This is a genomic window from Psychrobacter sp. M9-54-1 (genome assembly GCF_016613355.1).
GTDB lineage: Bacteria > Pseudomonadota > Gammaproteobacteria > Pseudomonadales > Moraxellaceae > Psychrobacter > Psychrobacter faecalis.
Genome location: NZ_JADGFW010000005.1, coordinates 202805 through 218011, shown reverse-complemented (window position 1 = coordinate 218011; position 15207 = coordinate 202805). Strand labels below are relative to the sequence as shown.

At 45.0% G+C, this 15207-nt stretch carries 10 protein-coding genes and 1 pseudogene; 6 read left to right on the top strand and 5 right to left on the bottom strand.

Annotation, left to right across the window (positions count from 1 at the left end; translation table 11 throughout):
• Nucleotides 1-268 precede the first annotated feature (268 nt).
• The 5 genes from ggt to cysE all read left to right on the top strand — a co-directional run bounded on the left by ggt (nt 269) and on the right by cysE (nt 8773).
• On the top strand, nt 269-2245 hold the full coding sequence (ggt, locus tag IQ457_RS03075) for a gamma-glutamyltransferase (protein ID WP_200662026.1): 1977 nt from the start codon (nt 269-271) through the stop codon (nt 2243-2245).
• Between the two features lie 360 nt (nt 2246-2605).
• Nucleotides 2606-6322 carry a DNA polymerase III subunit alpha gene (dnaE, locus tag IQ457_RS03070; protein WP_200662025.1) on the top strand — a complete coding sequence of 1239 codons (3717 nt, stop codon included), beginning with the start codon at nt 2606-2608 and terminating at the stop codon, nt 6320-6322.
• Between the two features lie 57 nt (nt 6323-6379).
• Nucleotides 6380-6757, top strand: a complete 378-nt coding sequence (locus IQ457_RS03065; RefSeq protein ID WP_200662024.1) for an Hpt domain-containing protein — start codon at nt 6380-6382, stop codon at nt 6755-6757.
• A 26-nt stretch (nt 6758-6783) separates the two neighbouring features.
• Nucleotides 6784-7656 carry an RNA methyltransferase gene (locus IQ457_RS03060; RefSeq protein WP_242465342.1) on the top strand — a complete coding sequence of 291 codons (873 nt, stop codon included), beginning with the start codon at nt 6784-6786 and terminating at the stop codon, nt 7654-7656.
• Nucleotides 7657-7900: 244 nt separating this feature from the next.
• Nucleotides 7901-8773: a serine O-acetyltransferase gene (cysE, locus tag IQ457_RS03055; protein ID WP_423814238.1), complete on the top strand. Its 873-nt coding sequence runs from the start codon at nt 7901-7903 to the stop codon at nt 8771-8773.
• A 244-nt stretch (nt 8774-9017) separates the two neighbouring features.
• Here cysE and IQ457_RS03050 read toward each other — a convergent pair whose 3' ends face one another.
• On the bottom strand, nt 9018-9563 hold the full coding sequence (locus IQ457_RS03050) for a DUF924 family protein (protein ID WP_200662021.1): 546 nt from the start codon (nt 9561-9563) through the stop codon (nt 9018-9020).
• 196 nt (nt 9564-9759) lie between these two features.
• On the opposite strand from IQ457_RS03050, the pseudogene IQ457_RS03045 reads away from it, so the two are divergent.
• Nucleotides 9760-10443: pseudogene (locus IQ457_RS03045) on the top strand (SDR family oxidoreductase).
• A gap of 141 nt (nt 10444-10584) precedes the next feature.
• Here the strand turns inward: IQ457_RS03045 and IQ457_RS03040 are convergent.
• The 4 genes from IQ457_RS03040 to IQ457_RS03025 form a co-directional block, all read right to left on the bottom strand.
• Nucleotides 10585-11100 carry a 2-amino-4-hydroxy-6-hydroxymethyldihydropteridine diphosphokinase gene (locus IQ457_RS03040; protein ID WP_200662020.1) on the bottom strand — a complete coding sequence of 172 codons (516 nt, stop codon included), beginning with the start codon at nt 11098-11100 and terminating at the stop codon, nt 10585-10587.
• Nucleotides 11101-11104: 4 nt separating this feature from the next.
• The gene (folB, locus tag IQ457_RS03035; protein ID WP_200662019.1) at nt 11105-11509 is read right to left on the bottom strand and encodes a dihydroneopterin aldolase; all 405 of its coding nucleotides are present in this window, start codon (nt 11507-11509) and stop codon (nt 11105-11107) included.
• A 41-nt stretch (nt 11510-11550) separates the two neighbouring features.
• Nucleotides 11551-12504, bottom strand: coding sequence for an EamA family transporter RarD (gene rarD / locus IQ457_RS03030; RefSeq protein ID WP_200662018.1), 954 nt, complete (start codon nt 12502-12504; stop codon nt 11551-11553).
• Nucleotides 12505-12789: 285 nt separating this feature from the next.
• Nucleotides 12790-15129: a bifunctional prephenate dehydrogenase/3-phosphoshikimate 1-carboxyvinyltransferase gene (locus IQ457_RS03025; RefSeq protein ID WP_200662102.1), complete on the bottom strand. Its 2340-nt coding sequence runs from the start codon at nt 15127-15129 to the stop codon at nt 12790-12792.
• Nucleotides 15130-15207: the final 78 nt, after the last annotated feature.

Below are 15207 nucleotides of genomic sequence, written 5' to 3'. Positions count from 1 at the left end.
TCTGTATACAAGGGTCTTTACCACAAGCAAATATGCGCTTTATAGTTTTCATTAATAATGTCTAAGCCTTTGGTACAATCTAAAATTTGACGATTGGTTTATTCATAATAACCTCTAGAGATTTTGCTAAAGTAAAGCTCATAACAAATTTTCGTTGTCATACAATGATGAATATTTGCATTATTTTTAGTTGAAGCAATTTGTGTATTTCATGAATAGCAAGCACAATAAGACCTTATCTTCTTATCTACGTAAAAAGGAATTTACGATGCGCCAATCACTCTCAAAAATCCATCAAAACGTTCACGGTGATACTTCTCGTTATAAAACAAAAATCAAAACTGCTATCTTATTGATAAGCAGCACTCTATTAATTTCTGTCTCTGCTTATGCCGCAGAAACCAAACCTACGACCGCAAAAACCACTATTAATCCAACCTCGATTAATACCAGTGCGATTAATTTAGCGATTATGGCTGATAATCCGACTGTATTGTCCGAGACTCAGCGCATTACAAAATCGAAATCCTCTACTCTAGCGCCCACTACCGCCACAGGCACAGCCGTCGTTAGTGGCAAGACAGCCAAAACCGACCAAGCTATCTATTCTGAAGACGCCATTCATCACCCTGTTTGGGCAAAAAACGGCATGGTCGCCACCCAAGAAGCGCTTGCCTCTGATATCGGCTTAAAGATTTTAAAAGATGGCGGTAATGCTGTTGATGCCGCTGTCGCCGTTGGCTTTGCGTTAGCGGTTACGTTGCCGCGTGCGGGCAACATCGGCGGTGGTGGATTTATGATGATTTATGACGCTAAGCAAGGCAAAACGGTTGCACTCGACTATCGCGAAAAAGCGCCGAGTAGCGCCTCGCGTGATATGTATCTCGATAAAGACGGCAATGCGGTCAGTGATTTATCCCGCTATCATGGCTTAGCGGTTGGCGTGCCGGGCACCGTAGCAGGCTTGCTTAAAGCGCTAGACGATCACGGCACCATGAGCCGCGGGCAAGTTATGGCACCAGCGATTGCACTGGCAGAAAACGGTATTGAAGTCACCGCTGGCTTGTCCGAATCATTAGAAGCGTTAAGTGACCGTTTACAAAAATGGCCAAGTACCAAAAAGATATTTTTTAAACCAGATGGCAGCGCCTATCAGCCGGGTGAGCTACTACGTCAACCTGAGCTGGCAAAATCTCTGAAACTGATTGCCGCAAAAGGGTCTGATGGTTTTTATAAAGGCGAAACCGCGCGTAAATTGGTCAAAGCCGTCAATGAAGCAGGTGGCAATATGAGCTTGCAGGACTTAGCCAATTACAAGGCGATTGCTCGCGTACCCGTTAAAGGCGATTATCGTGGTTATGAGATTGTATCCATGCCGCCGCCGTCTTCTGGTGGTATCCATATCGTGCAGATTTTAAATATCTTAGAAGGCTATCCACTAAAAGACTACGGTCAAAACAGCGCCCAAACCATTCACTTGATGAGCGAGGCCATGCAATTAGCTTACGCCGATCGCGCAGAATATTTAGGAGATACTGACTTTATTGACGTGCCTGCCAGCGGTTTAACCTCACAAGCTTATGCCGATAAACTACGTAGCTTAATTAATCCTAATAAAGCCACACCCGCAGCAACGATTAAAGCGAATAATCCCTTACCATACGAGAGCGATCAAACCACGCATTTTTCTATCGTTGATAAAGACGGCAATGCTGTAGCCAATACTTATACGCTGAACTTTTCTTATGGCACAGGGCTTGTCGCTGAAGGGACAGGGATTTTGTTAAATAATGAGATGGATGATTTTTCTGCGAAACCCGGCGTGCCCAATGGTTATGGTTTAATCGGCGGCGATGCCAACGCAGTTGAGCCCAATAAACGCCCGTTGTCTTCGATGAGCCCGACGCTGGTATTTAAAGACAGCAAACCTTATATCGTTACCGGCAGCCCCGGTGGTAGCCGCATTATTACTACCGTCACGCAAGTCATCTCCAACGTCATTGATCATGATATGAATATCGCTGAAGCCACACACGCGCCGCGTATCCATGACCAATGGCTGCCCGATGAAATTCGTATCGAAAAAGCCTTAAATGTTGATACGATTAAAAAACTAGAATCAATGGGACATAAGGTAAGCCCGCAAGCAGCGATGGGTTCAACCCAGTCGATTATGATTACCCCAAATGGCGTTTATGGTTCTTCTGATCCACGTATAGTCGATGCCGCGGTAGTGGGTTATTAAAGTTTGATAGTTTGTTTTAAAAGTTAATCTTTTAAAAACGATAGCAAATAACGCCGTTCTCTAGCGTTTATCTTGCCCTCTATTCTTTATTCTTAACCCTATAGAGGGCATTTTTGGCTAAACTCATTAAAACTGTTTAATCCTGATTAAACTTGCTTTTTCTACCCTCGCCCTCTCTCTTATACGTTTGAATCGGTGGCTGTCTGCGCCAAATAATGCTATTATTGACGACCAGCTTTAAAAGCTCAAAATATCAATTTTCGCGTCCTATCACTTCTTAAAAAACCATAAGGTATTGATAATAAAAAATTTATTATCATACAGCTTATTCCCTTTTGATTGCACCAGTAAGAGTCTTCTATGGCATTTGTACACCTTGGTATCCACAGCGAATATTCCATTACCGATTCTATCGTGCGTATCAAGCCGCTGATTAAAGCGGCAGCGGCGGACAATCAGAGTGCGCTGGCATTGACTGATTTATCCAACCTTTATGCGACGGTGAAATTTTATCGTGCCTGCTTAGGCGCGGGTATCAAGCCCATTATCGGCAGTGAAATCATTATGGATAATGAGGACACGCGCTTGGTGCTACTGGCGATGGACAATGAGGGTTATCAAAATATCACCCGTATCGTCTCGCTTGGCTTTACCGAGGGACGCGCCGATGCTGCCAATCATGGGGTGCCAGTCGTTGAGCGTCGCCATGTTTTAGAGCACGCCGCTGGTGTCATCGTTTTATTTACCGAAAAATCCGATGTCGGTCAGGCATTGGTGAGTTCCATGCCAGAAAAAGCTGACGAGCTGCTGATAGAATGGCAAGCGCAGTTTGATGATCGCTTATATTTCGCTATCAAGCGTACCAATCGCTCGGGCGAAGACGCTTTTATAAAAGCGGCTATTCATGCCGGTGCCAAGCATCGTATTCCTATTATTGCTCACAATGATGTGCGCTTTTTAGAGCAAGATGATTTTGACGCTCACGAAGCGCGCGTTTGTATTGCAGGCTCGTATGTCCTTGCCGACCCCAATCGTCCACGGCTGTATTCAGATGAGCAGTATTTAAAAACCCAGCAGGAAATGGAGGCGCTGTTTGCCGATATTCCGCAGGTCATTGATAATACCTTACGTTTAGCCACGCGCTGTAATGTGACCTTGACCCTTGGCATTAATGTCCTGCCTGAATTTCCCGTGCCCGAAGGTGAAACGATTGAATCGTTTTTCCGCGCAGAATCAATACGCGGTCTTAATCATCGATTGGATAAGCTCTTTCCGATTGAAGCACGTACTGACAATTGGAGTGACTTTCGCCAAAAGTACGATGAGCGCTTAGAATATGAGCTTGAAGTTATCTTATCGATGGGCTTCCCAGGTTACTTCTTAATCGTCATGGACTTTATCCGCTGGGCAAAAGCCAACGGCGTACCGGTTGGACCCGGTCGTGGTTCTGGTGCTGGCTCGCTGGTCGCTTATGCGCTTAATATTACTGACCTCGACCCCATTCATTACGACTTGTTATTTGAGCGCTTCTTAAATCCTGAACGTGTTTCTATGCCCGACTTCGATATTGACTTTTGTATTGAAGGTCGTGACCGCGTGATTGATTATGTGGCACAAACCTATGGCCGTGAAGCGGTCTCGCAAATTATTACCTTTGGTACCATGGCAGCAAAAGCGGTGGTACGAGACGTGGCGCGGGTACAAAGCAAGTCATACTTTTTGGCCAATAAAATCTCCAAATTGATTCCAAAAACCCCAGGAATTACGCTTAGCCAAGCCCTTGAACAAGAGCCGCAGCTAAAAGACTTAATCTCCAACCCCGATAATATGGACTATGAAGATGCCATTGAGATTTGGGAAATGGCGATTAAACTCGAAGGCGTCTGTCGAAACGTTGGTAAGCATGCGGGTGGCGTCCTAATCGCTCCCCATAAAATTACTGACTTTAGCGCGATTTACTGTGATGACGAAGGTCACCGCGTCAGTCAGTTTGATAAAGACGACGTCGAAGCCGTTGGGCTGGTCAAGTTTGACTTTTTGGGTTTACGTAACTTAACGGTGATTAACGCCGCGGTAGAAAACATCAATCTGCGCCGCGCCCGCGAGAGCAAAGATGCCTTGGTGTTAGAGGACTTGCCCTTAGATGACAAAAAAGCCTATAAGCTGCTGCAAGAAGCCAAAACCACAGCTGTCTTTCAGTTAGAAAGTATGGGTATGAAAAAATATCTATCCAAATTACAACCGACCAATATCGAAGACGTTATCGCTATGTGTGCGCTCTATCGTCCCGGTCCGCTTGATGCAGGCATGGTCGAGATGTATATCGACCGTAAGCATGGCCGCGAGGAGGTCATTTATGACCATCCTAACCTTGAGCCAATTTTAGAAAATACCAACGGTGTTATTGTCTATCAAGAACAGGTGATGCAAATCTCACAGGTCATGGCAGGCTACAGCTTGGGCGGCGCTGATATGCTACGCCGCGCGATGGGTAAGAAAAAACCAGAAGAGATGGCCAAACAGCGCGATATTTTTGTCACGGGTGCGACCGCGCAAGGCATCGATGAAGCGACATCGGGCGGCGTCTTTGACTTGATGGAAAAGTTCGCCGGTTACGGTTTTAACCGCTCGCATTCTGCTGCTTATGGCGTCCTTGCTTATCAGACGGCTTATTTAAAGCAGTACTACCCTGCCGAATTTATGGCGGCGGTACTCACCTCTGATATGAACAACACTGATAACGTGGTGTTCTTTATCAATGATTGCCGTGAAAACTTCGGTTTGACCGTCGTTAATCCATCGGTAAACCGTAGTGAGTGGCATTTTGTCGCCGATACGCCGACCAATATTATTTATGGCTTGGGTGCGATTAAAGGTGTTGGTGAAGGTGCGGTTGAGTCTATCGTTGAGGCGCGCCGACGTGAAGGACCGTTTAAAGATTTATACGACTTTTGCCGCCGCGTTGATATTAAAAAAGTCAATAAACGTACATTGGAAGCCTTAGTCAGTGCGGGCTGTTTTGATGATTTTGCCGCGACTTTACGTCCAGACTTGCCAAGCGACGAAGCATACGAGATTCGCGGGGCGCTGATGAGTCAACTGCCAAGCGCCGTACAAGCTGCGGAACAAGACCGCCAAAACAATGAGCTTGGCATGATGGACTTGTTCGGTGAAATGGATGGCGTGGTCGCAGCGCCGCCACTGGTCATGACGCCAGAGCTGATTTGGGGTGATAAACACCGCCTGAAAGCGGAAAAAAATACCTTAGGTTTATACTTAACTGGACATCCTATCGATGAATATCGCGATGAGCTTAAACGTTATACCTCCGGCGCTCGCCTCGATAAGCTGGCAGACACGGGTTATAACGGTAGCTGCTACTTTGCAGGTTTGATTATTGATATTGCCAATTTCGGTACGCGTAACGTCATCACTTTAGACGATGGCACCTCACGTTTAGAAGTCAGCTGTTATGCCGAGCGCTTTAATCGTGTCAAAGAGCAGTTGAAGATTGACGAAGTTGTCGTCATTAAAGGCAGTATCCGTGAGCGTGACGGGCGCATTTTTGCCCGCCTTGATAATGCCATGAGTATGGTTGACGCGCGCCTGCGTTGGATGAAAAAAATTAGCATTAAAGTTCACGGTAGCGATATTAATCTGCTCACGCGTATGCAGCCTTTGCTAAAATCCGCTCAAGCAGACATCATACCAGCGCCGCGCTTGTCTTATCACGACGAGCAGGACGAGCAAGGTAATAATGGTGGCAGTGGTAACAGCGCTTATGACCCAGCGATGGGTGGCAGCTTATACGATGAAAACGGCAATGATTTATTAGCGTTAGAAAATGACATGCAGCAAGATGCGCTGCAAAACGGCGGCTATGCTAATAATGCCCTTAGCAACACCGATGCCTCTATTAATGATAACTGCTTGCCGCTTGGGCTGAGCATTTATGAAGAATACGGTATTGCCAATGTCGGGCTATCTGAGCATTGGCGCATCTACCCTAACGATGACAATTTACAGCAATTAAAGAGCATGGTTAATGAAGACAATTTACATTTTCATTATAGCTAATACTTTGATAGTAGCTAACCTGAGCACTTTAACTTTTAAAATATTGGACACATGATTATGACTGAACATCCTAACAATACAAATACGCAAACTGATGACGAGATTATCAACGACGAACAGTTTGATGATATGCGTGAGTTGTTAGAAGAGGACTTTGTTGATTTGATACAAGTGTATTTTACTGACAGTCACGAGCGCATTGTCAAACTAAGACGCGCACAACAAGAGGATGATAACGCCAACGGTTATGAGCTTGCTCATGCGCTAAAAGGTGCCAGTGCCAATTTGGGCGCAACTCAGTTAACTCGCCTTAGTAGCCAATTACAAGAAGCGTGCCGCGAGCGCCTTATTGGTGACCAAGCTGGATTAGTTGAAGACGTCGCCGTAGCATTACAACGGGTTGAACAAGAAATCAAACAAAGACTGGGGCTATAATGCGTAACGACTCTGCCTCAACTTTGATGCCATCGAAAAAATTAGCGCTCTCAACCGGCAGTCTTACGGTAAACGATTATCTGTCTTGCTTACAAATCGTTATGGTCAATACCACTTTACCTGCCAATATTGGCTCAGCGGCGCGCGCCATGCACACCATGGGTCTATCGCGTCTGACCGTCGTTGACCCCAAGCTACCCATTGATGAAACCAGTGTTTCGCATGCGGCAGGCGGTAGTGAATTATTAACGTCAGCCACCATAACGCCGACTTTAGAATCGGCAATAGCGGATTGCCAACTGGTATTTGCGGCCAGCAGCCGTAGCCGTCACATGCCGCGTCCTGTGGTCACACCGACGCAAGCGGCCAAAATCATGTTTGACTTTATCGATAAGCAAACTGCGCTTAATTTAGCAAATAATAGTGAAAGCCCGCAAGCTATTAGCAAGCCCAACATCGCTATCTTATTTGGTCGTGAAGACCGAGGCTTAACCAACGAAGAGCTGGCGTACGCCGATTATCATATTCAAATCGATGCCAATCCCGCTTATCCGGTGCTCAATGTTGCCTCTGCCGTACAGGTCATTGCCAGCTTTATCTTTGCTTATGCGCAAACCCATGCTCAAAACCCTGATGAAAGCTTAGACGATGTAAACCCAGTTCAGCCCATATTAGACGTGCATTTACGTCAACAATGGGATGAGCCGGCCATCACCCAGCAGCAACTACAACAGCTCGTTCAGCGTACCACCAACTTGATGGTTCAACGCGGCTTAGCAGACAGTGAACATTTAAAATCCTTGCCAGCGCGACTGTCGCGACTTGGCTCACGCGTGCAGCTGGATCAAAAAGAGTATCAGCTATTAAGCGCACTGATTGCTAAGCTTAGCAAACATTAGAAAAATGGTTTTATCATTACGTTTTTAGCGCCATTTATCATTTATTTGCGGGACTTGTCTTTGAACAAATAGAAGCCTGAGCCACACAGATAAGACAACACTGTATTTTACAACTCAAAGCTGTTATAACTTTAAAAGATGTCATTGTGATTTTTCTGACACTATTTTCCTGACAGTATTTTTCTGACAATCGATAGGACGCTTTATGTCATTGCCAACCTCCTTGTTCAAATCGCTTGCCCGTATCAAAAAAGACCTACAAGAAGATGTCGAAGCGGTATTCAATCGCGACCCTGCTGCGCGTAATAGCCTAGAAGTCATCTTGACCTACCCTGGCATTCACGCCCTGATTTTACATCGCGGCGCGCATTGTCTTTGGCAAAATGAGCAAAAACTGGCGGCGCGCGCCGTCTCTTATGGCTCGCGTATCATCACTGGCATTGAGATTCATCCTGCCGCTAAAATCGGCAAGCGTTTTTTTATTGACCATGGCGTCGGCGTAGTGATTGGTGAAACGGCTGAGATTGGCAACGACGTTACCCTTTATCACGGCGTCACCCTTGGCGGCGTTTCATGGAATAATGGCAAACGCCATCCTACTTTAGAGGACGGAGTCATTGTCGGTGCTGGTGCCAAAGTATTAGGACCATTTACGGTTGGTAAAGGCGCTAAAATCGGCTCAAATGCGGTAGTAGTCAAACCTGTACCCGCAGGTGCAACGATGGTTGGTAGCGCCGCCCGTATGATTTCAGACCATCATGACGAAAAAGGCAATCCTATTACAACCAAAGTACAGGACGCCAAACAACAAGAAAAAGCCGCGCAAGCAGGTGCAACTGCCAACCAGCAAGAAAAAGACCCTACTTCTAACACTGCACGAGCGACAGCGTTTCAGGCTTATGGGATTGATCCTTCATCGCAAGACCCTGTGGCTGAAGCCTTTGCTAAAATGCTCGAACACATTCAACAATCAGAAAATCGACTCGATCAACTACAAGCGGCCATGTGCAAGATAGACCCAAACTTTTGCAAAAAAGAATACGATAAACTGTGCTTAGAAGACTTAGATGTCATCGGTCGTGCTGATATGGATGCAGCTGGCACTAAGCAGAAATAAATTGCTCGCTAGCTTGGAGATTAAATAAAAAGAGACCAAACAACCTCTTTCTTATTTTAGCCAATTGAGAAATAGCACTTTAACGACTAGCTATCGTCAAAATATTCTAAAAACGCGACGGTATTGCTGATAGCAATTTTTTGTAGCCTCTGTCTGCGCAGGCACAGCAAGCAAGAAAAATTGATATCAGCAGTGCGTGATGTAACGATATTACTTTTTACTCACTATAGTTAACAGACAACATTTATAAAAATGACGAGTCAGGCTGGGTCAAAAACTCTATTTCTTCGCTACTCGACACCCGTCCTAAAATGTCATTACGATGCGGATAACGGCCAAAACGATCGATAATTACTTTGTGTTTGAGTTCAGCATCTATGGTATCTGCATTGGTATATTGTTTAAATAACTTTTCTGCTTGCTGATGAATCAGTTTTGACTCGCTGTGCATATAAGGCATCAATACAAACTTACGTTCATCCACCGTTTCAAGCGCCTCTAATGCTCCGGCAGCCACCGCTTCTTGCGCAAGTACAAGGCACATCGCATCTTGGGCAAAAGCCGCTGGCTTATTACGGTAAATATTGCGCGAGAACTGGTCTAATATAATAATTTCTGCTAAGCGCCCTTGTATGCTGCTACGCCACGTATAAAACTCTGCCGCCGCTGCTTGCTCAAGTATATCGCTGTAGCGCTCTATTAATAACTTATCAAACGCTAAGTCTTTTTCAAAAAACTTCTTACTACCTGCCTCATTAAAACAAAAATCCAATATATCGTTGTACATCATTTTCTCACTATCATGATTTAAAGCTATGCTTTAAAAGCATTGTTTAAAAGATAAAATATGCAGTCAAGACTATATAACTGTTAATGAATATTTAGTCATTTTGTCTTATACTCTTTTATTATTCATAATTAAAAAAAGGCACTATCATGACGCGTTTACAAGACAAAGTTATCATCATCACGGGCGCAGCTCAAGCATGGGCGAAACTCATGCGCGTTTATGTATGGCGGAGGGTGCTAAAGTCGTCTTGACCGACATCAATTCTGATAAAGGCGACGCCTTGGCCGCTGAACTTGGCGCTGATGCGCTATTTATCAAACATGATGTCATCAATGAAGATGATTGGGAATAAGTCGTTAAAAAGACGCAGGCAAAATTTGGTCAAATCGATGTCTTAGTAAATAACGCGGGTATCACTACGCACAAATCCATTTTAGATACCTCAGTAGAAGAGTATCGTAAGATTCTAGAGATTAACCAAGTATCAGTCTTTTTAGGCATGAAAGCAGTTATTCCAATCATGAAAGCCGCTAAGCAAGGCTCTATCATCAATATCTCATCGATTAACGGTTTGGTTGGCGGCGCTATCGGTTATACCGATTCTAAATTTGCGGTACGCGGTATGACCAAAGCGGCGGCATTAGAGTGCGCCCCTTATGGCATACGTGTGAACTCCATTCACCCAGGCGTCATCGCTACACCAATGATTATGCAAGGCGATACCAAAGATGCAGTTGAAGCTTTTGCCAAAACCATTCCGATGCGACGTGTTGCACAGCCCGAAGAAGTCAGCGGAATGGTGCTATTTTTAGCATCAGATGAATCAATCTACTCAACAGGTGCAGAATTTATTATTGATGGTGGCTTGACGGCGCAGTAAGGATTTATGCGCTAAACCATGTGAATTAGGTAAAAGCTGGGTAGTACCCGGCTTTTATTTTGAGATTTTTTAAGAAAATACCAAGTCTTAGAAAACTTTTATTTATTATTAATAACAGCTCAGCCACTGCATTTAACCTCTTCAAAGCCCACTCAAAAGCAACTCTTCAACCCCTGCCCTTTCATGGGCCTTAAATGGATAACGATCCGCCATGATTATCCATTTTTTGCTTAGGCTATTTTCTTTATCGTCTAATTTTATTAATAAAATATCAATATCCATCGTGACTATTTTTATAGGATTTTTTATTGATTCAGAGCAACGCTGTCTACCGCAATCACTTTCAAGCCTCTTAAAGCTTTGCTGCAGCTGTTGCAAGGTTATGTCAGAGGTAAGGGTTAAATAAACACACTGATTGGTATAGTCAGGTTTTGGTAGCTCAGGCGTCGCGGTAAAATCAGGATTTTGAAATGCCGTTGATAGCTGTATTTCACCTAAAGCCGCAAGCTGTTCTCGAGCGCGTGGCAAGTATTTCTCAGCTTGATAATTACTACCGAGGGCGAGCAGCACTGCCGATACAGAATGCGTTTGCAGCTGTTCAGGCGCGCACTGTTTTAAGTCTTCAAGATTCAAATCAGCCAATGCTCTATGTGTCATCAGATTAACTATCTTGGTTTACATTGGATTCGGCTATTGAGCCTTTGGCATAACGGGTGATCTGCACCCCAACCGCATCCGCTTGTTGAATAGCAGTTGGCTTGGCAACGCTGAGCGTTATTTTATGACAGTTGTATTTTGCCAGTAGCTTGTCGGCGATTTGACCAGCCAAATGCTCAAGCAACTTTGCTTTAATCGCTTGACACCATTCGCTCACATCATCGCAGACCGCTTTGTAATTGAGCGCATCATTAACCTCGTCTGACACAGCAGCTTTACTAATATCAGTTTCAAGCGCTATGTCAATCAGGAGTGGCTGCGTAATAGCGCGCTCCCACTCATAGACACCAATCACCGCCTCTACTGTTAAGCCTTTGACAAATACCACATCAGATTCGGTATGAAACATGCGCTTATCCTTATTTATTATGCTTTTATTTTAAAACAATTTTACGATAACGCCTCGTCGCGCAGGTGCGCAGCTTTTAACGCTTTACTCGGGCGATGGCGCCACAAGTCAATGCTGAATAATAATAACCCAAGCCAAATCAAACCAAATACCGCCAGACGATGTAAATCAAAAGGCTCGTTATAATAGAATACCGCTAAGAAGAAAATAAAGGTCGGGGTCAGATAATTCATAAAACTTAGAATACTAAAAGCAACCATCTTAGTCGATTTATTAAATAGTAATAAAGGTATCAGCGTAATCGGACCTGCCAGCATCAGTAGCCAAATGTTTGAGGTAAACCAAAAACTTAACTGACTACTCACCACGTCAGCTTGCCAAAACCACCATAAACAAATCGGTACTAACATGGTAGTTTCTACAAACATGGCATCGACTGCCGTGAGTGGTGTTTGGCGCTGGATGGTGCCGTAAGTACTAAAACTAAAGGCTAAAATCAGCGATATCCATGGCAGGCTACCAATCATAACGACTTGAATCAGCACCGATAATAGCGCAAAACCAATAGCAACCCATTGCAAGGGGCGCAAACGCTCTTTAAACAAAATCATCGAGAGTGCCACGCCAACCAACGGCCCGATAAAATAACCCAAACTGGCTTCAAGAATGCGGTCGTGGTTGACCGCCCATACATAAGTCAGCCAGTTGGTGGCAATAATCAAACCCGATATAAAAGAAAATGCTATCCATCTTGGGTTTTGCTTTAGCGTATCAATCCACTTCCAGCGCTTGGTCAGCACCAATACGATAAGCAAGCAGGCAAAGGTCCATATAATGCGATGGCCGATAATCTCGGTCGCATCATAAGCAGCGAGCTGCTTAAAGTATAACGGAAATGCACCCCAAATAAAGAACGCTGTTAGCGCGGTGGCAATACCGCGTCTGGTGGTTTGAATAGGAGCAACGGGTTTTTTGACAACATTTTGAGTGGCCATAAGACGATACAACTTTTTAGAGCAAAGCGCGCCCTTACCTATTCTTAAACCATTATCAAATGATAAAAGTAAGGGCGCAGGGTTACTACGTAGAGGGTAGAAAGTAAAAAGCAATGCGTTGATACCAACTAAGTATCAACACATTGCTCACGACAACAACTATTATTAAATAAATTTTATAACAAGTTTAAAAATTTAGCTTTTGGACTTTAACAGATCCAGAAGATAAAGCTTTAAACTTTAGAAGTTAATAATATTTTTTTCAGGTAAATAACAACTTCAATATTAAGCCGCCCCATTATCAACCTTGATAGACATACCGATTTGATTGGCAAGCTCAGCAAATCCTGGGAAGCTGGTATTAACGGTTTCAACGCCTTCAATGGTAATCTGCTTCGATGCACGCAAGCTGGCAACCGCAAAACTCATGGCAATGCGATGGTCATGATGCGAGGTGATATGCCCGCCACCAAAGACAGGTTGGCTGTTATTTACAGCGTCATTTTGACCTTCACCGCCTTTACTTTCAATGCCCTTACCTTCAATACCTTTACCTTCAATAATCAAACCATCCTCAGTGACGGTACAATCAACACCGAGAGTTTGTAGCCCTTCTGCCATCACGGCAATACGATCGGACTCTTTCACGCGCAACTCTTTCGCACCGGTCAACACCGTACGACCTTGGGCACAGCTGGCAGCGATAAATAATACGGGAAACTCATCAATCGCTAAAGGTACTAAATATTCTGGAATCTCAATACCTTTTAGGCTTGAGCTGCGAATAGTGATATCAGCGACTGGCTCGCCGCCGACATGGGTTTCATTGCTTAGGCTAATATCAGCATTCATCAATCTTAAGATATCAATGATACCTGTACGCGTTGGATTAATACCCACTTGCGTTAGGGTCAGCTCGCTGCCCTGACTGATAGCTGCGGCTACCATAAAGAAAGCCGCTGATGAGATATCAGCAGGAACGGCGATATCGCCGCCTGTAAGCGTACCGCCACCTTTGACGCTGACACGATTGCCATCAACCATCACAGGATAACCAAAGGCTGAGAGCATACGTTCGGTATGATCGCGGCTAACTTCAGGTTGAATAACGGTCGTGGTACCTTCTGCCCAAAGTCCCGCCAATAATAAGCAAGACTTCACCTGTGCAGAGGCAACTGGCATATCATATTCCATACCTTGGAGCGGCTCACCAACATTCGCTCGACCCGTAATGCTAAGCGGTGCGGTACCATTATGACCGGTACTTTGAATGACGGCTCCCATTTCACGTAATGGTGCGGCCACACGTTCCATCGGACGCTTATTTAGACTGGTATCGCCTGTCAATACACTATCAAATGACTGCGCTGCTAAAATACCGGCAAGCAGGCGCATACTGGTGCCTGAGTTGCCCATGTATAAGGGCGTTTTGCTTGGTTTTAGACCATTCATACCGACGCCATGAATGGTTAATTTACCTTTATCAGGGCCTTCAATGCTCACGCCCATATCACGAAATGCTTGCAAGGTAGCTAGCGCATCCTCTCCTTCCAAAAACCCTGTGACGTTGGTGACACCTGTGGCAAGGCTACCAAGCATTATACTGCGATGCGAGATAGATTTATCACCAGGAATAGTAATGGTGCCAGAGACGGTGTTGCTAGGAGTAATATTATAAGAAGCTGACATGGCAGAAGTATCCGTATAAGGGGTGCTGGCTAACATATGGCCAAAATGTCGCCGTGCGGCTTGCGCGCGGCCCAAAAGCCCCATGAGGGCGGTCGAATCTTTATCAATGATAAGCTGGCGCATATTCTGTAGATAAACGCCATACTCGTCAAGAGCGCTTATAATCGCGCTTTGGTTGGCAAAAAATATATCATGCCACATTTTAGGGTCGCTGGCGGCAATACGGCTAAAGTCGCGAAAACCGCCTGCGGCATAGCGAAACATATCTAGATTATCATCATGACTTGCCAGCTGTTCAACCAAATTAAACGCCAGCAGATGCGGCAGATGACTGGTATGTGCCAATATTGCGTCATGATGTTCAGCCGCCATCGGCATGACCGTCGCACCTACCGCCTCCCATAACTGCCGCAGCTTAGCAACAGCGTTATCATTGGTCGTTGGCAGCTCACAGATAATCACACTATGATTGACGAATAGAGTGGCGCGCCTGGCATGATAGCCTGAATTTTCCGCCCCAGCAATCGGATGCGCAGGGACAAACCCCGTTGGTAGCGAGCTAAAGACCGCTTTTGCCGCATCAATGATATTAACCTTGGTACTACAGACGTCGGTAATGAGGCAATCAGCAGCAAGCTGTCCGTTATCCATAGCGGTTTTGATATCGACAAACACAGCCTCTACCGCTTGCACTGGCACGGCAATGATAATTAAGTCGCTGCCCGATACCACCTCACTTAAGACGGCACTACCCGCATCTAGCAAACCATGTTGCATGGCTTCATCGATGCTTGGTGCATGTCTATCTACCGCCACCAAGCGCGAGCTTAAACCATGGTCTTTGATGGCTTGGGCAAGACTCGCGCCAATCAGCCCGAGACCGATAACACAGACTTGCTCAAATAACGGCGGCTGAGTATGTATAGACGATTGCATATGATTGTTTTGGTTGGTTATGGGTTGATTGCTTAGGTTTTGATTACTTATATTTTGATTGCTAAGATTGTTTTGCTG

Coding starts and splice junctions, on each gene's coding strand:
- IQ457_RS03025 (WP_200662102.1), bottom strand. CDS start 15,129: ATGCAATCGTCTATACATACTCAGCCGCCGTTATTTGAGCAAGTCTGT.
- ggt (WP_200662026.1), top strand. CDS start 269: ATGCGCCAATCACTCTCAAAAATCCATCAAAACGTTCACGGTGATACT.
- IQ457_RS03040 (WP_200662020.1), bottom strand. CDS start 11,100: ATGACACATAGAGCATTGGCTGATTTGAATCTTGAAGACTTAAAACAG.
- IQ457_RS03065 (WP_200662024.1), top strand. CDS start 6,380: ATGACTGAACATCCTAACAATACAAATACGCAAACTGATGACGAGATT.
- dnaE (WP_200662025.1), top strand. CDS start 2,606: ATGGCATTTGTACACCTTGGTATCCACAGCGAATATTCCATTACCGAT.
- rarD (WP_200662018.1), bottom strand. CDS start 12,504: ATGGCCACTCAAAATGTTGTCAAAAAACCCGTTGCTCCTATTCAAACC.
- IQ457_RS03050 (WP_200662021.1), bottom strand. CDS start 9,563: ATGATGTACAACGATATATTGGATTTTTGTTTTAATGAGGCAGGTAGT.
- IQ457_RS03060 (WP_242465342.1), top strand. CDS start 6,784: ATGCCATCGAAAAAATTAGCGCTCTCAACCGGCAGTCTTACGGTAAAC.
- folB (WP_200662019.1), bottom strand. CDS start 11,509: ATGTTTCATACCGAATCTGATGTGGTATTTGTCAAAGGCTTAACAGTA.